The 18,770-nt window shown below is 45.7% G+C and carries 16 protein-coding genes and 6 tRNA genes; 4 read left to right on the top strand and 18 right to left on the bottom strand.

Annotated features, from left to right (window positions below):
• Window positions 1-24: 24 nt before the first annotated feature.
• From rpoB to rplK, 5 genes are all read right to left on the bottom strand, one after another.
• Window positions 25-3,834 (bottom strand): DNA-directed RNA polymerase subunit beta, encoded by a 3,810-nt coding sequence (gene rpoB, locus GFS24_RS13550; RefSeq protein ID WP_153660090.1) that lies wholly within the window; start codon window positions 3,832-3,834, stop codon window positions 25-27.
• 164 nt (window positions 3,835-3,998) lie between these two features.
• Window positions 3,999-4,370, bottom strand: a complete 372-nt coding sequence (rplL, locus tag GFS24_RS13555) for a 50S ribosomal protein L7/L12 (RefSeq protein WP_153660091.1) — start codon at window positions 4,368-4,370, stop codon at window positions 3,999-4,001.
• A gap of 83 nt (window positions 4,371-4,453) precedes the next feature.
• A complete protein-coding gene (gene rplJ, locus GFS24_RS13560) occupies window positions 4,454-5,074 on the bottom strand; it encodes a 50S ribosomal protein L10 (protein WP_153660092.1) in 621 nt (206 codons plus the stop codon).
• Window positions 5,075-5,084: 10 nt separating this feature from the next.
• Entirely contained in the window at window positions 5,085-5,774 is a 690-nt protein-coding gene (gene rplA, locus GFS24_RS13565) for a 50S ribosomal protein L1 (RefSeq protein ID WP_153660093.1), read from the bottom strand.
• 45 nt (window positions 5,775-5,819) lie between these two features.
• On the bottom strand, window positions 5,820-6,263 hold the full coding sequence (gene rplK, locus GFS24_RS13570; RefSeq protein ID WP_153660094.1) for a 50S ribosomal protein L11: 444 nt from the start codon (window positions 6,261-6,263) through the stop codon (window positions 5,820-5,822).
• A 281-nt stretch (window positions 6,264-6,544) separates the two neighbouring features.
• On the opposite strand from rplK, the gene GFS24_RS13575 reads away from it, so the two are divergent.
• Together GFS24_RS13575 and GFS24_RS13580 are read left to right on the top strand one after the other, a co-directional pair.
• Window positions 6,545-7,639: a lactonase family protein gene (locus GFS24_RS13575; RefSeq protein ID WP_153660095.1), complete on the top strand. Its 1,095-nt coding sequence runs from the start codon at window positions 6,545-6,547 to the stop codon at window positions 7,637-7,639.
• A 70-nt stretch (window positions 7,640-7,709) separates the two neighbouring features.
• Window positions 7,710-8,270, top strand: coding sequence for a DUF1579 domain-containing protein (locus tag GFS24_RS13580; protein ID WP_153660096.1), 561 nt, complete (start codon window positions 7,710-7,712; stop codon window positions 8,268-8,270).
• 30 nt (window positions 8,271-8,300) lie between these two features.
• Here the strand turns inward: GFS24_RS13580 and GFS24_RS13585 are convergent, their stop codons facing one another.
• From GFS24_RS13585 to rpsU, 13 genes are all read right to left on the bottom strand, one after another.
• Window positions 8,301-11,777 (bottom strand): cache domain-containing protein, encoded by a 3,477-nt coding sequence (locus tag GFS24_RS13585; protein ID WP_153660097.1) that lies wholly within the window; start codon window positions 11,775-11,777, stop codon window positions 8,301-8,303.
• A 124-nt stretch (window positions 11,778-11,901) separates the two neighbouring features.
• The gene (gene nusG / locus GFS24_RS13590) at window positions 11,902-12,597 is read right to left on the bottom strand and encodes a transcription termination/antitermination protein NusG (RefSeq protein WP_153660098.1); all 696 of its coding nucleotides are present in this window, start codon (window positions 12,595-12,597) and stop codon (window positions 11,902-11,904) included.
• The gene (secE, locus tag GFS24_RS13595; RefSeq protein ID WP_074239955.1) at window positions 12,597-12,791 is read right to left on the bottom strand and encodes a preprotein translocase subunit SecE; all 195 of its coding nucleotides are present in this window, start codon (window positions 12,789-12,791) and stop codon (window positions 12,597-12,599) included. The genes nusG and secE overlap by 1 nt, the downstream gene beginning before the upstream one ends.
• A 107-nt stretch (window positions 12,792-12,898) precedes the next feature.
• Window positions 12,899-12,969 (bottom strand) — tRNA-Trp (locus GFS24_RS13600).
• 112 nt (window positions 12,970-13,081) lie between these two features.
• Complete coding sequence (gene tuf, locus GFS24_RS13605; protein WP_153660099.1) at window positions 13,082-14,269, bottom strand: elongation factor Tu; 1,188 nt, start codon at window positions 14,267-14,269, stop codon at window positions 13,082-13,084.
• 69 nt (window positions 14,270-14,338) lie between these two features.
• Window positions 14,339-14,407 (bottom strand) — tRNA-Ser (locus GFS24_RS13610).
• A gap of 126 nt (window positions 14,408-14,533) precedes the next feature.
• Window positions 14,534-14,605: transfer RNA gene (locus tag GFS24_RS13615), tRNA-Thr, on the bottom strand.
• A gap of 77 nt (window positions 14,606-14,682) precedes the next feature.
• Window positions 14,683-14,755, bottom strand: a tRNA-Gly gene (locus tag GFS24_RS13620).
• Between the two features lie 87 nt (window positions 14,756-14,842).
• Window positions 14,843-14,925, bottom strand: a tRNA-Tyr gene (locus tag GFS24_RS13625).
• 39 nt (window positions 14,926-14,964) lie between these two features.
• Window positions 14,965-15,038 (bottom strand) — tRNA-Thr (locus GFS24_RS13630).
• A gap of 231 nt (window positions 15,039-15,269) precedes the next feature.
• Window positions 15,270-15,569: an HPF/RaiA family ribosome-associated protein gene (locus GFS24_RS13635; protein WP_153660100.1), complete on the bottom strand. Its 300-nt coding sequence runs from the start codon at window positions 15,567-15,569 to the stop codon at window positions 15,270-15,272.
• A 245-nt stretch (window positions 15,570-15,814) separates the two neighbouring features.
• Complete coding sequence (locus tag GFS24_RS13640; protein WP_153660101.1) at window positions 15,815-16,753, bottom strand: tyrosine-type recombinase/integrase; 939 nt, start codon at window positions 16,751-16,753, stop codon at window positions 15,815-15,817.
• An 88-nt stretch (window positions 16,754-16,841) separates the two neighbouring features.
• A complete protein-coding gene (gene rpsU / locus GFS24_RS13645) occupies window positions 16,842-17,036 on the bottom strand; it encodes a 30S ribosomal protein S21 (protein ID WP_153660102.1) in 195 nt (64 codons plus the stop codon).
• Between the two features lie 138 nt (window positions 17,037-17,174).
• Between rpsU and GFS24_RS13650 the strand changes: the two genes are divergently transcribed.
• On the top strand, window positions 17,175-17,765 hold the full coding sequence (locus GFS24_RS13650; protein ID WP_153660103.1) for a riboflavin synthase: 591 nt from the start codon (window positions 17,175-17,177) through the stop codon (window positions 17,763-17,765).
• The gene (locus tag GFS24_RS13655) at window positions 17,762-18,751 is read left to right on the top strand and encodes a nitronate monooxygenase family protein (RefSeq protein WP_153660104.1); all 990 of its coding nucleotides are present in this window, start codon (window positions 17,762-17,764) and stop codon (window positions 18,749-18,751) included. Before GFS24_RS13650 ends, GFS24_RS13655 begins: the two co-directional genes overlap by 4 nt.
• Window positions 18,752-18,770: the final 19 nt, after the last annotated feature.

Genomic DNA, 18,770 nt, shown 5'->3' on the forward strand with positions numbered 1-18,770 from the left:
GGGAACTGCCGTTATATAATAATCTTAATCGAACTTCAGATCCAGACCGAGACCACGTAACTCATGGATCAATACATTGAAGGATTCAGGTACACCGGCTTTCGGTATGTTGTCTCCTTTCACGATTGCTTCATAAGCTTTAGCACGGCCTACGATATCATCGGACTTAATAGTGAGCAACTCTTGCAGGATGTTGGCGGCACCGTATGCTTCCAGGGCCCATACCTCCATCTCACCAAAACGCTGACCACCGAACTGGGCTTTACCACCCAATGGCTGTTGCGTAATGAGACTGTATGGTCCGATAGAACGGGCGTGCATCTTGTCGTCCACCATGTGGCTCAGTTTAAGCATGTAGATAATACCTACGGTTGCTTTCTGGTGGAAGCGCTCTCCGGTTTCACCATCACTCAGATAAGTGTGGCCAAAACTCGGCAGTTTAGCCTCGTCAATATAACCGGCGATCTCTTCAACACTCGCACCATCAAAGATAGGCGTGGCGAATCTTACACCCAGTTTTTGACCGGCCCATCCAAGAACAGTTTCATAGATCTGACCAAGGTTCATCCGTGAAGGTACCCCAAGCGGGTTCAACACGATATCAACCGGGGTTCCATCTTCCAGGAATGGCATATCCTCATCACGTACGATCTTAGCCACAATACCCTTGTTACCGTGACGGCCTGCCATCTTATCCCCTACTTTCAGCTTACGTTTGCTGGCCAGGTAAACCTTAGCCAGTTTCAGTACGCCCGCTGGCAGTTCATCACCGATAGAGATGTTGAACTTCTCACGTTTGTAGCGGCCCAGCTCCTCGTTGTACTTAATGTTAAAGTTGTGGAGGAGGAAGTTGATCTGGTCGTTTGTTTCCTGATCCGTTGTCCAACCCAATGGGTTTACAAACTGGAAGTCAACATTCGCCAGGTTCTTGTTAGAGAATTTAGAGCCTTTGGAGATCAATACTTCACCGTAAGTGTTGGTGATACCGGCAGACGTTTTGTCTTTCAGCAGCAACAGTAACTTACTCATCAGCACTTCCATCAGGTCTTCTTCATTCTTCTGATGTATTTTTTCCAATTTCTCCAATGCCGCTTTTTCACGGGTCTTAGAGTTCTTGTCTTTCTTAGCGCGGGAGAACAGCTTCTTGTCTATCACCACACCTTCTGTAGATGGTGGCGCTTTCAGGGAAGCATCTTTCGCATCGGAAGCTTTATCACCGAAGATAGCTCTTAAGAGTTTTTCTTCAGGAGAAGGATCAGATTCACCACGTGGGGTGATCTTACCGATCAGGATATCTCCTTCTTTAATATGCGCACCTACACGGATGATACCGTTCTGATCCAGGTCCTTGGTGGCTTCTTCGCTCACGTTCGGAATATCTGGTGTCAGTTCTTCTTCACCCAGTTTAGTGTCACGTACTTCCAGTTCGTATTCGTCGATGTGAATAGAGGTGAACCAATCTTCTTTGGCAACACGCTCAGAGATCACGATCGCATCCTCAAAGTTGTACCCTTTCCATGGCATGAACGCCACTTTCAGGTTACGGCCGAGGGCCAGCTCACCTGCACGGGTAGCGTATCCTTCTGTTAAGAAGTCTCCGTCTACTACTCTTTGTCCTTTTCTTACGGCAGGACGAAGGTTGATACAGGTACTTTGGTTGGTCTTAACGAACTTGGTCAGTTGGTAGATGATCAGATCATCTTCAAAGCTTACCAGTTTCTGCATTTCGTCGCGCTCGTAGCGAACATGGATCTCATTTGCATCCACGAACTCTACAACACCTTTACCATCTGCGGTGATCTGCAGGCGGGAGTCGCGTGCTGCTTTTCCTTCCAGACCAGTACCTACGATAGGCACCTGTGGATTGATCAGCGGAACAGCCTGACGTTGCATGTTTGATCCCATCAACGCACGGTTGGCATCATCATGTTCCAGGAAGGGGATCAGGGAAGCGCTCAAACCAACGATCTGGTTCGGAGCAACGTCCATGTATTCCACTTCTTCACGATCAAGGATGGGGAAATCACCAGTTTCGCGGGATTTCACTTTTTCGTTCGCGAAAGAACCTTTATCGTCCAACGGTGAGTTAGCCTGGGCTATTTTTACAGAATCTTCTTCTTCAGCGCTCAGGTATTCGATCTTAGTCATATCCACTTTACCGTCTTTTACTTTACGGTAAGGCGTTTCAATGAATCCCATTTCATTCACCATGGCGTGTACGCACAGGGTGGAGATCAGACCGATGTTTGGTCCTTCCGGGGTTTCGATCGTACAGAGACGGCCGTAGTGGGAATAGTGTACGTCACGTACCTCAAAGCCTGCTCTTTCCCTGCTCAAACCGCCGGGCCCGAGTGCGGAGATCCTGCGCTTGTGCGTGATCTCAGACAATGGGTTGGTCTGATCCAGGAATTGAGACAATTGAGAAGTACCAAAGAAGGAGTTGATCACGGAGGACAAAGTTCTCGCATTGATCAGGTCCACTGGCGTAAACACCTCGTTATCCCTTACGTTCATTCTTTCACGGATGGTACGTGCCATACGGGCCAGACCTACGCCGAATTGTGCATAGAGCTGTTCTCCCACGGTACGTACACGACGATTGCTCAGGTGATCAATATCATCGATATCAGCTTTACCATTGGTCAGTTGAACCAGGTACTTGATGATGGCAATGATATCCAGCTTCGTGAGCACTTTCATGTCCAGCGGCGTAGGTAAGCCCAACTTGCGGTTGATCTTGTAACGTCCTACATCACCGAGGTCATAACGTTTATCTGAGAAGAATAATTTATCGATGATACCCCTTGCTGTTTCATCATCCGGCGCATCGGCACCACGCAATTGGCGGTAGATGTGCTGAACGGCTTCCAGCTCAGAGTTAGATGTATCTTTGTTGAGGGTGTTATAGATGATGGCAAAGTCGCCGCTCACCTCTTCTTTCTGCACAAATACAGATTTCACGCCCATGTCCACGATCAGTTCGATGTTGTTATCATCCAGGAAGCTATCGCGTTCTAACACGATCTCATTCCTTTCGATGCTCACCACCTCACCGGTATCCTCATCCACGAAATCTTCCACCCAGCTGCGTAAAACGCGGGCAGCCAGCTTTTTGCCGGTATATTTTTCCAGGTTCTTGCGGTCTGCTTTAACTTCGTCAGCCATACCAAACAGCTCCAGGATATCCTTATCCGTTTCGTAGCCGATGGCACGCAACAGGGTGGTTACCGGGAATTTCTTCTTACGGTCGATGTACGCGTACATCACATTATTGATGTCCGTCGCAAACTCCATCCAGGCACCTTTGAAAGGGATCACCCTTGCAGAGTAGATCTTGGTACCATTTGGATGCACGGATTGACCGAAGAACACACCAGGTGAACGATGGAGTTGAGATACAACTACCCGTTCAGCACCGTTGATCACGAAAGTGCCCCTTGGGGTCATGTAAGGTATATTCCCGAGGAATACATCCTGCACAATTGTCTGGAAATCTACGTGCTCCTCGTCGTTACAGCTCAGACGGAGTTTTGCTTTGAGCGGCACGGAGTACGTAAGCCCCCGCTCAATACACTCTTCGATGGTATAACGCGGAGGGTCTACGAAGTAATCCAGGAATTCCAGATTGAAGATATTTCTCGTATCTGTGATCGGGAAGTTTTCCTTGAATACTTTAAAAAGGCCTTCGTTGTTTCGCTTGTCTGGTGTGGTTTCTAATTGGAAGAAATCCTTGAAAGATTGAATTTGGATAGCCAACAGATCCGGTGTCTCAGCAACTTGTTTGATCTTTCCAAAATTAATTCTTTCGTTAGTTTGGGCTTTTTTTAGAGACATATTCGAAGTTAGCAGTTAATATAACTTGTATGAATAAGGGAAATTAATGATTCTTTGTCAAATACATCGAAATTCTTGTCTTTTGAAAGACACTTTCCCAAAGGGGTAAGGTCAAAAGTGAAAAATCACTTTTGACCTTAAAAAGATGTATCTAAAACAAAGAATTACTGAATTTCTACGTCAGCGCCAGCTTCAGTAAGCTTCGCTTTCAGATCTTCTGCTTCAGCCTTGTTTACGCCTTCCTTGATAGCTTTAGGTGCACCGTCAACCAGTTCCTTTGCTTCTTTCAGACCAAGACCAGTCAGATCCTTAACGATCTTCACTACGTTCAGCTTGCTTGCGCCAGCAGCTTTCAGGATTACGTTAAAGGCAGTTTTTTCCTCTACAGCAGCGGGACCATCTCCACCAGCGGATACTACAACTGCAGCAGCAGCTGGTTCGATACCGTATTCGCTTTTCAGTACGTCTGCGAGTTCTTGTACTTCCTTAACAGTAAGACCTACTAATTGTTCAGCTAATGCTTTTACGTCTGCCATTGTATGATAATTTTGAAATTGTTTTGAAAATTTGATGTTGTTTATATTGTGACTTGGAAGCCATGGTAATGTGCCCTTATAGCTTATTCAGCTGCAGGTGCTTCTGGTGCTGCATCAGCTGCGGGAGCTTCTGGAGCGGCCGGTGCGGAAGCTTCTGGTGCTGCAGGCGCTTCAGGAGCAGGTGCTGCTTCTACGGCAACGCCTTCTTCTTCTTTCCTTGCTTTCTCCAGCAAAGCAGCGATAACGCGTTTTGCAGGTGATTGCAGCAAACCGATCACTTCGCCGATCAGTTCGTTCTTGGTTTTGATCTTCACCAGGTTAGCCAGTTGGTTATCGCCCAGGTACAGTTCGTCAGCAATGAAAGCTGCTTTCAGTACTGGTTTTTCCAGTTTGGCGTTTTCCTTGCGGAAAGTGGAGATGATCAGCGCAGGCTCTTTCGGGCTGTCTGAGAACATGAGGGCAGTTACGCCATGCAGTGCTTCGAAAACACCAGCATATTTCTCACTGTCCAGGCTTTCCAGTGCCTTCTTAATGAGGGTGTTCTTAGCCACCTTCATTTCTACATTCTTATCGAAACACACTTTCCTCAGGTGGTTCACCTGCTTTACGCTCAGTGACTCTGTATTGGTGATGTAGAAGTTGCTATATTGAGAGAACTTACCTTTCAGCAGCTCTATTGCCTCTGTTTTTTGATCTTTCGTCATTACTCAATAATTAGTTTTGAACAGATTTGGTGTCAATTACAATACCAGGGCTCATGGTGCTGGCCATAGATAAACCTCTTAGGTAAGTACCTTTTGCGGTAGATGGTTTCAGCTTGATGATCGCGTTGATCAACTCAACGGAATTCTCCTCGATCTTATCTGCCGTAAATGAAACGCGGCCGATAGAAGCGTGGATGATACCAGCTTTATCTACTTTAAAGGTGATCTTACCGCCTTTAACCTCGTTAACTGCTCCTGCTACATCATTAGTAACAGTACCAGTCTTAGGGTTAGGCATCAGGTTACGTGGTCCGAGGATCTTACCCAGTTTACCGATCTTAGGCATCACGGAAGGTGTAGCGATGATTACGTCTACATCTGTCCAGCCAGCTTCGATCTTTTGGATAAATTCATCCAGACCTACGAAATCAGCACCCGCTTCTTTAGCAGAAGCTTCTTTGTCCGGTGTGCAAAGAACCAATACTTTCTTAGTCTTACCAGTACCGTGTGGAAGCGTTACAGAGCCACGGATAGCCTGGTCAGCCTTCTTAGGATCAACGCCTAAGCGGATATGTAAATCGACAGAAGAGTCGAATTTAGTACAGTTAATGTCTTTAACGAGGGTGGATGCCTCTTTCAGGCTGTATGTTTTTGTTTTGTCCACCTTAACGTCAGCCACTTTTCTTTTCTTCGTTGCCATTGCAGAATGATTTAAAAGTTAATCCCGATAACGGGAGTGAACAAATTAGTTTTCCCAGGGGGCTTTACCGTCAACAGTAATACCCATGCTACGCGCTGTACCAGCCACCATTTTCATAGCGCTTTCCAGGGTGAAGCAATTCAGGTCAGGCATTTTGTCTTGTGCAATAGCCTCAACCTGTGTCCAGGATACTTTACCTACCTTATTACGGTTAGGCTCTTTTGAACCACTTTGCAGTTTGGCAGCTTCCAGCAACTGTACAGGTGCAGGAGGCGTCTTAATTACGAAGTCAAATGATTTGTCAGTGTAAACTGTCAGCAAAACAGGCAATACCTTACCCATTTTATCCTGGGTGCGGGCGTTGAACTGTTTGCAGAACTCCATGATGTTCACACCTTTGGAACCCAAAGCGGGACCAATCGGAGGTGCAGGATTGGCTTGGCCGCCTTTCACCTGCAATTTCACGTACGTTGCGATCTCTTTTGCCATTGATGTCTGTTTTAATTTGGTTAAGCGTTCTCCTCCTGTTTTACCGGGAAGAAAACTCCCAAAACTCAAAAGTCTCTAAAGACCTTTCAAGGGGGATGCAAAGGTAGCTATTAATTAAATAAATAACAAAAATTGTTTGGAGTTCGGCATTTTTTTTGCTATTATCCGGAGATTGGTAATAAAATTAATAGCTAAAACCCTATTCATCAGTACATTGCGTTTCTGATTAGGCATGCAAAGATACGGATTTATGTTGTATTTTAAACGCCAAATTCCTCTTTATGCGTCTTTTCACCCTTCTTATTATACTATTGCCATTTTCCACTGCGGCACAGACCCTCCTTATTGGTACTTACACTAAAAGCATACATGTATGCAGGTTTGATCCGGAAACCGGCGCCATCACCAAAGTAAGTTCCAATGATGAACTGAATAATCCTTCCTTCCTCACGGTATCTGCCAACGGACAGTATGTTTATGCTGTAGGCGAGGCCAGTGGCGCAAACGGCGGCAGTGTGTATGCTTTAAAGTTTGATGGCAACCGCCTGGAACTGATGAACAGCCAGTCCTCCGGCGGCAAAGGGCCCTGCCATATCAATATAGACAAAGCCGGCCGTAATGTGATCGTGGCCAATTATGCAAACGGCAGTGTCAGCGTTTTGCCCATTCAGCCAGATGGCAGCCTTGGCGCTCCCATCCAAACCATTCAGCATACCGGATCCAGTATTGTGGAATCCCGGCAGAAAGGCCCCCATGCCCATTCCGTTAACTTCTCCCCGGATCAGAAACAGGTTTTTGTAGCAGACCTGGGCATAGATAAGATCATGGTATATGATTATCATCCGGGGAATAAGAAAACACCCCTCACCCCTGCTGCCATCCCTTTTATAACCACACAACCGGGAATGGGCCCCAGGCACTTCACCTTCCATCCAAACGGCAAATGGGCTTATGTGGTGGGAGAACTCAATGGGAACGTAACTGTCTATAACTATAAGAATAAAACGCTGTTACCTGTACAAACAGTTTCCACAGCCCCGGGAGCAAAACCCCAGTTCGGCCTGGCCGATGTACATGTTACACCGGATGGTAATTTCCTTTATGTGAGCGACAGGATCAAGCAGAACTACCTGGCATCCTTTAAGATCAACAAAAGCAACGGGGAGCTGAGTTTTATTGCGCATGAGCCCACTTTAGGCGAAAACCCGCGCAACTTTATGATAGATCCTTCCGGCAAATATGTACTTGTGGCTAACCAGAGTACCAATAATGTGGTGGTGTTTAAAAGGGACCCTGCTTCGGATAAACTGACCCCTACAGGTAACCAGATCAATGTGGAGCGCCCGGTTTGCCTGCAACTGGTTCCGGTAAAATAGGTGTGGCACCACGCATAAAGTTGCCAAAACAAGTATTTAGTAACTTTAGTGCCCTTAAAACCACCCCTTTATGAAACGCACATTGTTAATTCTCACCATCACCTGCTTTACCTTTTCTGTGAATGCTCAGGATGAAGCTGCCCAAAAGAACTGGATGGAATACGCCACCCCTGGTTCCATGCAAAAAATGATCGCCATGTCCGACGGGCAATGGGCTACGGACATGACCTTCTGGATGGCTCCCGGCGCCCCTCCTTCCAAAGGAAGCGGCTCCTGCACCAACAAAATGATCCTTGGCGGCCGGTTCCAGGAAACCAAACACACCAGCTCCTTTGCAGGCCAGCCTTTTGAAGGCATTGGCACCATGGGATACGACAACCTGAAAAAGGTATTTCAAAGTTCCTGGGTGGACAATATGAGTACCGGGATCATGTACATGGAAGGTAAATGGGACGATGCCACCCGCTCTGTTGTTTTTACCGGTAAATGCACCAATCCTGCCTCCGGCAAGGAAATGAATGTGAGGGAAGTGTATAAGATCATAGATGATAATACACACCTGATGGAGATGTATCAAATGGAAAATGGTACAGAATACAAGTCCATGGAGATGAAGATGACACGCAAATAAGCTATTACAGTACGGCAGGTTACTGCCGTACTACTTTTCCGGTTCTTTGCCGGAAGAAGCATTCCCTCCTCCCCCGAACAACTTTGGCAGTGCCGGGATCAATGTGGTAGCTGCAGCCACCGCCGCCGCAATCTGCCTGAAAACATCTTCCTGTGTAAAGAATATGAATACTGCCACGGCTGTAATAGCGATGATCACAGGCAGGTGTAATAACTCCCAGGTACTGGCCGTTTTGATCTCCTTCCGCAATGCCACTTCTTTTTCCGTATTCTTTTGCGACAATAAATAGGCCCGGAAAGTATCGTCCGTAAACTTTAACCGTCCATCCCGGATGCACAGGATCTTCATTTCAATCAGCTGCCCTATCTCCGGAAGGTTCCGGCTATTGATCAAACCATCCACGGCCATATCCAGCAGCAGCAATCTGTGTAAAGCCGTCAATGATCCTTCCTCCCACAACTTATCATCAAAGCCCTTCACCACCATTTTATTCATCAGCTCTTTTACAATATCCTTCGGTTCTTTCCTGTCCGCCACCTTATCCACTGTTTCCTTCACTGCAAAAAGCTGGATCACTTTTAAGTGGAACAAAGCATTGCAGCTCTGGCGGATCAGCTGGTAGAGCACAAGCCCCACCAGCCCGATGAATACAAACAGGAAGAAGAGCCCCTTTACCGTATCTATAAACTTAAACCTGTCAGGATACCTTGATAACAGGGAGATACTCCCGTTACCCAATTCCAGCCGCTGAAGATTCAGGTCTTTATGATGATGGTCCTTCATCAGCAGGAAACTATCCTTACGCTGAAATTCCCATTCCCAGCTCCTGTCTGCCGCAGCATGATCAAAGCCCGGGTAGTTTACCGGTGCATAATATGCTGCACCGATCTTATCCGCTAAACCAAAATAGAAATGCAGTATTACATGGTCAGGAAGTGGTTTGGCTTTGGTGGTATCTTGCTGTAACAGCATCACCGTATCAGGATAAATAGCATATCGTCCATTTTCATACTGCATGCGAACATACTGCCGGGGAGATGCACTGTCACTTCCTCCCATGTTCCATAACTCTGCTATCCTGAACTGTCTTTCCGCCAATGCATTTACTTCATGCAGTTGCTGTTTCTTCACTTCCTGCAGGATCTCAATATTGTGTGCAAACCAGGTGAATGTAGAAACAGGTAATGCAGAAAAAGCGAGTAACAGGAACAGGATAAAGAATTTATACCGGATAAAACAGCTCTTCAATATCGCCTGTATGGGCTGGTTTTTCGGCTCGCGCGTTTTCAAAGGGATCAGTATAATGGCCACGGCAGCAATGATGATGATAACTGGTAACAGCCAGTAGATAAGGCTTGCGTCACATTCATTCACGGCAAAGATCAGGTAGGCCAGTAAGTTGGCCAGCAGCCATGCCCCCCAAACTATTCCTATCCGCATCAGCTTTAACTGCCTTGTCATGTTTTCTGTTTTGTAATGCGCTACATAGAGCCAGAACAACATAAATACCAGGTTCAGCGGAGACAAAATACCCCATATCAAAATAGCATATTGTGCGGATGCGGGAGGAAGATTGAATTGCAGTAAAAGGAAAAGTACCATATAACCAATGAACAGCACAATGCCCCGGATGTAAAATCCTTTCATGTGAAGGCGCGGCACCATCCAGCTGAAATAATCGGCTGCACTCTGGAATACACTGATGCCTCTGTATTTGATGCAGAAAATAGCACCCAGCACCAGGATGCAGGTGATGAAAGAAAAAAGCAATGCAAATATGAGTATCCTCAGATTCACCGGCAGCATATAACTGCTGTCATGAAAGGTAACCAGGAACAGATCGCTGTTTTCCAACGGGCGGATGTACATGGAATAGGGTTTACCATTATACAGCAGCGTTTTCACATACTTGTTCTGCCTTCCGTTCATGGCCTCCTGTATGCTGCCGGAGCTGATCTCTTCCAGCAGGTTACCGGTTAGGTTGCGGCCTTTGCTGGAATGCACCTGTACATTCCCGTTTTTATCCAGCAGGCAAAAACCATATCCTTCCGGCATAACGGTATTAATGAAAGAATACATTTCCGTTACCATCACTACAATACTAAATGCAGGAATGCGGCTTTTCATGGACACATCTACTTTAAACTCTCCGGTGGTCCAGCTGTTGATAGGTTCTATGTATATAGCATCTTCTGTTCCTTTAAGTGGGCTGCCATACAATTTGGTGAGCGTATCAAAAACGCGGTAGTATTGCCTTTCACTGATATTGATAAAAATAGATTTACCTCCCCTTCGTTCCGCCCTGATCCTTTGCTGGCCGGTAAAATCAGCCCATACCACCCTGTCAAAATAATCATAGGTATGGTGATCAAACAAGAGCCTGCCGGTTAAGGCTTCTTTATCTGATTCGTAGATATAAAGGTTATCCATTCGTGCTGTATCCAGTTGCCTGGTATCCCTGACCTTCTTCCGCCTGGTATCCATTTCAGTGTCCAGTGCTATCAGTTGTTTCCGGATACTGTCCTTTTCCCGCTGGTAGCTGGTATCTATGCTGTTGGACAGGTATGTGAGATCATCTCTTGTTCTGGCATAACTTCCTTCCAGTAATAACCAGTGAATGATAACCAGGGTGATCATGGTAACACCTACAAATAATGCAGCAACGGTCAACAGCAGATCTGAGAAGCCCAGCCGTTCTTCTTTTCCCATCAGGTATAATTTCAGGAAGGGAAGGCTGATGAGCACAACGATCAGTACGATCACCACTCCATACAGGAAAGAATCGGGAATATAATTCACTCTTGCGTTGAATACCCGCGAAGGCAGTAATCCGCAAAGCAGCAGTTTTTCACTTCCAAATTTGCAGGGGTAAGTGAAAACCATGTAACTCTTGCCCTGCACATTGACAGGATAAACAGAAGACACCTGATGCCCTTTATGTTTAGCCAGTAAGGTATCCAGTATATTACTGAGGTCCTCTCCCAGCCTGTTATTATCAAACACGGTTTCCCTCCTTGCTGTATCTCCCGGTTGTTTGATCAGCAGGTATCCTGTAAAGAATTCAGCCCTGTCTTTTACAATAGGCTGCATCAGATCGTGGATAGAAAAGGAGATGGCTTTATAGTTCTCCTGCTTGGCATCCATTTTCTTCGTGTAATAATACAGGCTGTCGTTCTTGATCATCAGTGCTGCACTTCCCGATGTTTTTTCCACGGCAGCAGTAATTTCTGTTGTTCTGGGAATAAGGTCCCAGCTGCTGGAAGCAGGGAGGTACAGGGTGTCCTTAGGGGTTGCTTTTGAAATATTGTTATAGGAGAATTTCAGCTGGTTATTATTCCGGGATTCCAGTGTTTCAGATACAGACCTGAGCGTGTTGAAGCCGTATTGCTGCACCTGCTGTTTATTACGGGGTACGTAATAGAAGTAATATATACTGAAGGCGCCACCCAGCAATAACAGCATAACGGTGGTAATAACAACGGGGCGTCGGCGTGAAAACTTTGCCATGGTCAGGGGTTGGGGTCTGGGATTGAAATGCTACTCCTCTAAATTTACTGAAATTTACGGAACTGGTCAACAAACAAAAAAGCCTCCCGGAATACCGGGAGGCTCTCTAAATATAATGAACAGCCTAGCTGATCTTTTCTACCTGCATGAAGTTCAGTTCTACCGGTGTTGCACGGCCGAAGATCTTCACGGTTACTTTCAGTTTCTTCTTATCATCCAGTACTTCTTCGATCGTACCATTGAAATCGTTGAATGGTCCATCGATGATCTTGATGGTTTCTCCTACGATGTATGGTTCGCTCATGGTCATACCCTGATCGGAGATCTCATCCACTTTACCCAGCATCTTGTTCACTTCTGATTTACGGAGTGCGATGGGTTTTTCTTTTCCAAGGAAGTGGATAACACCAGAAACGTTACGGATAGCCGAGATCACGTCGTCTGTCATTCTTCCTTCGAGGGCTTCGATCATGATATAGCCAGGGTAGAAGTTCTTTTCACGCATCACTTTTTTACCAGCCAGCACTTTGTATACTTTTTCTACCGGCAGGAAGATCTGGATGATCGTATTACCCCAGTCGCTGCGGCGTACTTCAATATCCAGGTATTCCTTTACTTTCCGCTCTTTACCACTTACTACGCGCAGTACATACCATTTGGTTTCCTGTGCGGGTGGCTGGGGCGTTTCAACCTTTGGTGCTTCCGCTTTGGGAGTTTCTTCCTGTGGAGTTTCCTCTTGAGGAGTTTCTTCTTGCTCTTGCGAGGTTTCCTCTTGTGGCGTTTCTTCCAGTGGGGTATCTTCTATTTGGATATCATCCATTATTGAAACAGTTTATAGTATTGCGATAAAACGAGGTGAGAGGCTGAATCCATTCCCCAAACCATCAGGGTGATGATGATAGTGGCGATCAGAACGATCATGGTAGAGGATTGCAGTTCCCGCCAGGTTGGCCAGGATACTTTATGAACGAGTTCGTGGTATGATTCTCTGAAGTAATTTGTGATTTTGTTCATGGTAATAAGTTATCCTGATATGAACGATAAAAATTGCCGTGGAGTAAAATTGCCTGTTTTCTTTCAAAAACCAATCAATTTAACTTTCCGGCAATTTAATTCTTAAGCACGGGTACTAGGATTCGAACCCAGATCAAAGGTTTTGGAGACCCGTATGCTACCGTTGCACCATACCCGTTTGTTAAAAAGCCATTAGCCGCAATTCTCTTTGCTCAGCAAATATATAACCTGCTAATGAAAGCAAATTACAACTAATGGCCTTTTTATTGTTATCAGTATTGCTACCAATATTATTTCAGGATTTCTGTAACCTGACCAGCACCTACGGTACGTCCACCTTCGCGGATAGCGAATTTCAGACCTTTTTCCATAGCGATAGGCTGGATCAGTTTAACAACCAGACCGATGTTATCACCGGGCATAACCATTTCAACACCTGCTGGTAATTCAACCTCACCAGTTACGTCAGTTGTACGGAAGTAGAACTGAGGACGGTATTTTTGGAAGAATGGAGTGTGACGGCCACCTTCTTCTTTGCTCAGTACGTATACTTCACATTTGAAGTCAGTGTGCGGAGTGATAGAACCTGGCTGGCAGATAACCATACCACGACGGATCTGAGTTTTCTCAATACCGCGGAGCAGCAGACCGGCATTGTCACCAGCTTCACCTTCATCCAACAGTTTTTTGAACATCTCAACACCTGTGCAGGTAGATTTCAGAGACTCAGGGATCAGACCTACGATCTCAACGTTCTCACCAACTTTGATACGACCGCGTTCGATACGACCGGTAGCAACAGTACCACGACCGGTGATAGAGAATACGTCCTCTACTGACATCAGGAACGGTTGGTCAACCGGACGTGGAGGCAGTGGGATGTAGCTATCAACAGCGTCCATCAGTTCGTCGATCTTGGAAACCCAGTTGGCATCGCCAGCCAGAGCACCAGTTGCAGAACCTTGGATGATGGGAACATTATCGCCATCGAAACCGTATTTAGACAACAGGTCGCGGATCTCAATCTCAACCAGTTCCAGTAATTCCGGATCATCAACCAGGTCAACTTTGTTCATGAATACTACGATACGTGGAACACCTACCTGACGAGCCAGGAGGATGTGTTCTTTCGTTTGTGGCATTGGACCATCTGTAGCAGCTACTACGAGGATAGCACCGTCCATTTGAGCAGCACCGGTGATCATGTTCTTCACATAGTCAGCGTGGCCTGGACAGTCAACGTGCGCATAGTGACGGCTTAAAGTCTGATACTCAACGTGTGCTGTATTGATTGTAATACCTCTTTCTTTTTCTTCTGGGGCTGCATCAATTTCATCATATCCTTTCTTCTCAGCCAGACCTTTGTTTGCCAGTGTCGACGTAATGGCAGCAGTCAAGGTAGTTTTACCGTGGTCAACGTGACCGATGGTACCAATGTTAACGTGGGGTTTATCCCGCTTGAAGGTTTCTTTTGCCATTGTATTTTTTTTTAAGATGGTTTGTAAAGTTGTATTAATAGTGTTTAAAAAACGGTATTTACAAACTTGAGCCAATGACGGGGATTGAACCCGCTCCTTTCTTTTTCCTTAGAACGCTCATCCATTGAGCTTATCGGCTTAGTTAAACTTCGAATTTCGGATACTGATCTCCTGAACCTTCCCGAAGGACAATCCATCAATCTGCTATCCGAAATTATTTGATTGATTGAGGAGAACCTCCCTTTTCAAATTCAAACTTTTTTGAGCTGTTGATGAGAATTGAACTCACGACCTCTTCCTTACCAAGGAAGTGCTCTACCCCTGAGCTACAACAGCGAATTCAAAACGAATTACGAATCTCTTTTAAAAATTATCAACCCGTAATCCGCAATTGATAATTCGTATTGACTCAGAGCGGGAGACGAGGTTCGAACCCGCGACCTACAGCTTGGAAGGCTGTCGCTCTACCAACTGAGCTACTCCCGCATTTTACTTGGTACTTATCAATCACTCTATTTCCTTGCACAACTTTGTTCCGCCCCTGATTGCACAAAAGCGGAACAAAATAAAGCGTGGGCAGGATAGGATTCGAACCTATGAAGTCGAAAGACAGCGGATTTACAGTCCGCCCCATTTGGCCGCTCTGGAACCTGCCCAACTTACAAACTTTGCCCGGAGCCATCCGGAAACTTCTGAGCCAGCAGAGGGATTCGAACCCCCGACCCACTGATTACAAATCAGTAGCTCTGGCCAACTGAGCTATGCTGGCATGTTTTATCAAGAAAAAGATTAACACTCCTGCTAAAAGGAAGCGCAAAATAAATGGTTTACTTTTTAAGAAACAAATATTTTTTTCAGCTTCCGAATGCGATCAATCTCTTGATGTAAGTCGGCTAAAATGCCCTACAGTAAAGAACTTTACTACCCTTGCGGATCCCTTTTTGATTCGGGATGGCAAAGGTAGTAAAGAGAAAATTAACTTCAAAATATTTCTGGGAAATTAATGTAAATTCTTCTCCTTCTGGCGCTTGATCTGGGTTACAAGCGATTCAAAGGCCAGATCTATGGACTCTTCGAAGGATTTAGACTCATGTTTCACGAAGAAATCGTGGCGGGGTATGTGAACTTTAATCTCGGCTATCTTGTCCTTGACCTGGTGGGCTAACTGATCAAGTTTGAGGAATACTTCAACGTTTACAATGCGGTCATAAAATGTAGAAAGTTTCTGGATTCGTTTATTCACATGATCAATAAGTTTGGCGTCAGCATCGAAACGCACAGTTTGAATTTGAACATTCATAGCACTAAAATTTAACATTTAACAATCTAATTTCAAGCAAGTAATCATCTTTTCATAGGCGATTTTTAATGTGAGGATTGGTATTACTAATTTACTGAACTTTCCATCGCTTTCCATTATTTGTGTGAAAAATTTTGTTAAAATCATAATAATGCAAGGTTAACCCCTCTGCTGTTATTAACACCTGAGGAGCATCATCTGTTGCAATGATCTTAATCGTGTATGCAGAAATATTGATAGCTGTGCTAGGCTTTGGGGTGCGCCTGCTTGTAAGCTTTCTTGAGACTTTCTATCGTATTATGGGTGTAAACCTGTGTAGACGCGAGGCTTGAGTGCCCCAGCAGATCTTTTACAGCATTAAGGTCCGCCCCGTTATTCACGAGATGTGTGGCAAATGTGTGCCGCAATACGTGCGGACTTCTTTTAGAAATAGTGGTTACCTGGCTCAGCGCTGCCTTCACCAGTCTATAAACATACCCCTTACTGACCCTTGTTCCCTTTTCATTCACCAAAAGGTATTCAGGTTCAGGATCAGCCAGTTCCTGCCGTTTACGGGCATCGTAGGCCTTAATATGCTGCAACAATTCATTGCTGATAGGTATGATGCGTTCTTTACCGCCTTTTCCCAATACTTTGAGCTGACCATTGCTCACATCCACATCCCGCAGTTTGAGGCCCAGCAGTTCTGCCTGCCGGATACCGGTCTGGTACAGCAATTCAATCACCAGCTGCCCGGTAGCCCCTTTGAAATCATCTCCAAAGATCTCCTCTCCTTCCACAGAATTCTGCTCCAGCTGCTGCATACCCTTCTGCTCCACAAATACGGGTAAACGTTTCCGGAGTTTGGGACTGATCACTTTCACCATAGGGCTTTGCCCGATCACTTTCTGGCGAACAGCGTATTTGAAGAATGATCGTAAGGTGGATATTTTATGACGGATAGTGCCGGGGGAAACGATGTCGGGGGTATCTGGCCGGCCTTTCAACCCTTCCACTAACCAGGACTGGATGTGCAGGGAACGGAGGTCCTTCAGGTCTATACCGCCATATTCAAGGGCCAGGTATTCAAAGAATTGAGCAAGGTTCACCGTGTACAGTTCCACTGTTCTCGGTGACTTCCGCTTAACGCCTGCATAGTAGGCCAGGAATTCTTTTGCCAGTGGTATGAGATGGTCTTCCTTCATGGAAACACAAAAAAATTGATGACTGTAAAGTTATCGAAAACCTTACAATCATCAATCTTATGTATTAGAAATTAATTTCTGATCTTAATTACTCGAATTTACCAGAAGCTACCTGCAGTTTGTAAACAGCTTTCAGCACCTGGGTCCGACGACGGATAGATGGCTTGGTAAATGACTGACGCTCTCTGAGTTGCAGCAAAATCTTCGCTTTCTCAAATTTCTTCTTATACTTTTTAAGCGCTTTGTCTATGTTTTCGCAATCTTTAGAATCGATGATTAACATATTTCTCCTTTATAATTTTTACGGACGGCAAAGATACATTTTAGTTTTTAATTTCCAAAACTAAATCAACTCCCATTTCCTAATTCAGGATGGTAATGCGTAATTGACTAATTTTGCAAGTCCAATATTAAGACTTTTATGTTTACAGGCATTATTGAAACCATGGGCACGATCACTTCGGCCGTAAAGGAAGGAGGAAACCTGGAACTTACCATCAGCTCGGCACTGGCACCTGAATTGAAGGTGGATCAAAGTATCTCTCACAACGGCGTTTGCCTTACTGTTACCGCTATTGCAGCGGATCATTATACTACTACCGCAGTAGCGGAAACTTTATTAAAAACGAACCTGGGCACCCTGCAAACCGGTCAGACCGTGAACCTGGAAAGGGCCATGATCTTCAACAGCCGGATAGACGGGCATATTGTACAGGGGCATGTGGACAGTACGGGCACCTGCCTCTCTATTGAAGAGCAAAACGGCAGCTGGCTGTACCGCATTGGCTTCCCGCCGCAATTTGCCTCCCTGATCGTGGAAAAGGGGTCCATTTGCATGAATGGCATCAGCCTTACTGTATTTGATATCACGCAGGATGCTTTTTCAGTAGCCATCATTCCTTATACTTACGAGCACACTAATATTCAGCACCTTACGCCAGGCGCTGCCGTAAACCTGGAATTTGACATCCTGGGTAAATACGTGGCCCGGCAATTACAAACGAACAGATGAACCATCCTCTTTCCCGGGAACTGGGTATGAAATACCCGCTGATCATGGCACCCATGTTCCTCGTGAGTAACGAACCCATGATGAAAGCGGCTATCCGCGCGGGCATTGCAGGTACCTTCCCTTCTCTCAATTACCGCAAGGAAGGAGAACTGCCGGCTTTGCTGGAAAGGCTCAATGAAACCAGGGCACAATACCAGCAGGGCACTTATGGCGTGAACCTGATCGTACAAAAAACAAATCCGCTCTATAAAAAACACCTGGACGCCTGTGTGGCAGCCAAAGTTCCTTTTTACATCACTTCCCTTGGCAATCCCAAAGAAGTAATTGAAGCCGCACATACTTATGGCGGTAAAGTGATCTGTGATGTAACGAATATGGAACACGCACAGAAAGCAGTGCAGAATGGAGCAGATGGATTGATTGCTGTATGCGCAGGCGCAGGCGGCCATGCCGGCCCCTACCCTATGCATGTGCTCATTCCTGCCCTTAAAAAAGCATTCCCGCATATTCCTGTGATAGCTGCCGGCGGCATTGCCACGGGTCAGCAAATGGCCAGTGCCATGGTATTGGGAGCCGATATGGTTTCTATTGGCACCCGCTTTATTGCCAGCATAGAAGCTACCGTGAGTGAAGAATATAAACAGGCCATCCTGGATCATGGTATGGAAGATATCGTACTCACAGAACGACTGTCCGGCACTCCTTGTAACATCATCAATACCCCGGAAGCCAAAAAGATGGGGTATAAACAAAGTGCCTGGGAGAAATGGCTTTCCCGTAATCCCCGCACAAAAAAATACTATAAGCTGATGATACAGATCAATGGGATGCGGAAACTTCAAAAGGCCGTGAAACCGGGTAACTACAGTCATCTCTGGAGCGCAGGGCAAAGCGTGGAAATGGTGGATGATATCATTAGCGTGGAAGAGATCGTAACCCGCCTGATGCATGAATATGATCAAAGCCTGCTGGCCTTTTCATCTTAAAGGAAACTTATCTTTGCAA

The organism is Chitinophaga sp. SYP-B3965 (genome assembly GCF_009647655.1).
GTDB lineage: Bacteria > Bacteroidota > Bacteroidia > Chitinophagales > Chitinophagaceae > Chitinophaga.

What these genes read in the sequence shown, in the direction of transcription:
- tuf (WP_153660099.1), bottom strand. Translation starts at nt 14,269, where the DNA reads ATGGCAAAAGAAACCTTCAAGCGGGATAAACCCCACGTTAACATTGGT.
- GFS24_RS13580 (WP_153660096.1), top strand. Translation starts at nt 7,710, where the DNA reads ATGAAACGCACATTGTTAATTCTCACCATCACCTGCTTTACCTTTTCT.
- GFS24_RS13640 (WP_153660101.1), bottom strand. Translation starts at nt 16,753, where the DNA reads ATGAAGGAAGACCATCTCATACCACTGGCAAAAGAATTCCTGGCCTAC.
- GFS24_RS13650 (WP_153660103.1), top strand. Translation starts at nt 17,175, where the DNA reads ATGTTTACAGGCATTATTGAAACCATGGGCACGATCACTTCGGCCGTA.
- rplJ (WP_153660092.1), bottom strand. Translation starts at nt 5,074, where the DNA reads ATGACGAAAGATCAAAAAACAGAGGCAATAGAGCTGCTGAAAGGTAAG.
- GFS24_RS13655 (WP_153660104.1), top strand. Translation starts at nt 17,762, where the DNA reads ATGAACCATCCTCTTTCCCGGGAACTGGGTATGAAATACCCGCTGATC.
- secE (WP_074239955.1), bottom strand. Translation starts at nt 12,791, where the DNA reads ATGAACAAAATCACAAATTACTTCAGAGAATCATACCACGAACTCGTT.
- GFS24_RS13635 (WP_153660100.1), bottom strand. Translation starts at nt 15,569, where the DNA reads ATGAATGTTCAAATTCAAACTGTGCGTTTCGATGCTGACGCCAAACTT.
- rplK (WP_153660094.1), bottom strand. Translation starts at nt 6,263, where the DNA reads ATGGCAAAAGAGATCGCAACGTACGTGAAATTGCAGGTGAAAGGCGGC.
- nusG (WP_153660098.1), bottom strand. Translation starts at nt 12,597, where the DNA reads ATGGATGATATCCAAATAGAAGATACCCCACTGGAAGAAACGCCACAA.
- rpsU (WP_153660102.1), bottom strand. Translation starts at nt 17,036, where the DNA reads ATGTTAATCATCGATTCTAAAGATTGCGAAAACATAGACAAAGCGCTT.
- GFS24_RS13575 (WP_153660095.1), top strand. Translation starts at nt 6,545, where the DNA reads ATGCGTCTTTTCACCCTTCTTATTATACTATTGCCATTTTCCACTGCG.
- rplL (WP_153660091.1), bottom strand. Translation starts at nt 4,370, where the DNA reads ATGGCAGACGTAAAAGCATTAGCTGAACAATTAGTAGGTCTTACTGTT.
- rpoB (WP_153660090.1), bottom strand. Translation starts at nt 3,834, where the DNA reads ATGTCTCTAAAAAAAGCCCAAACTAACGAAAGAATTAATTTTGGAAAG.
- GFS24_RS13585 (WP_153660097.1), bottom strand. Translation starts at nt 11,777, where the DNA reads ATGGCAAAGTTTTCACGCCGACGCCCCGTTGTTATTACCACCGTTATG.
- rplA (WP_153660093.1), bottom strand. Translation starts at nt 5,774, where the DNA reads ATGGCAACGAAGAAAAGAAAAGTGGCTGACGTTAAGGTGGACAAAACA.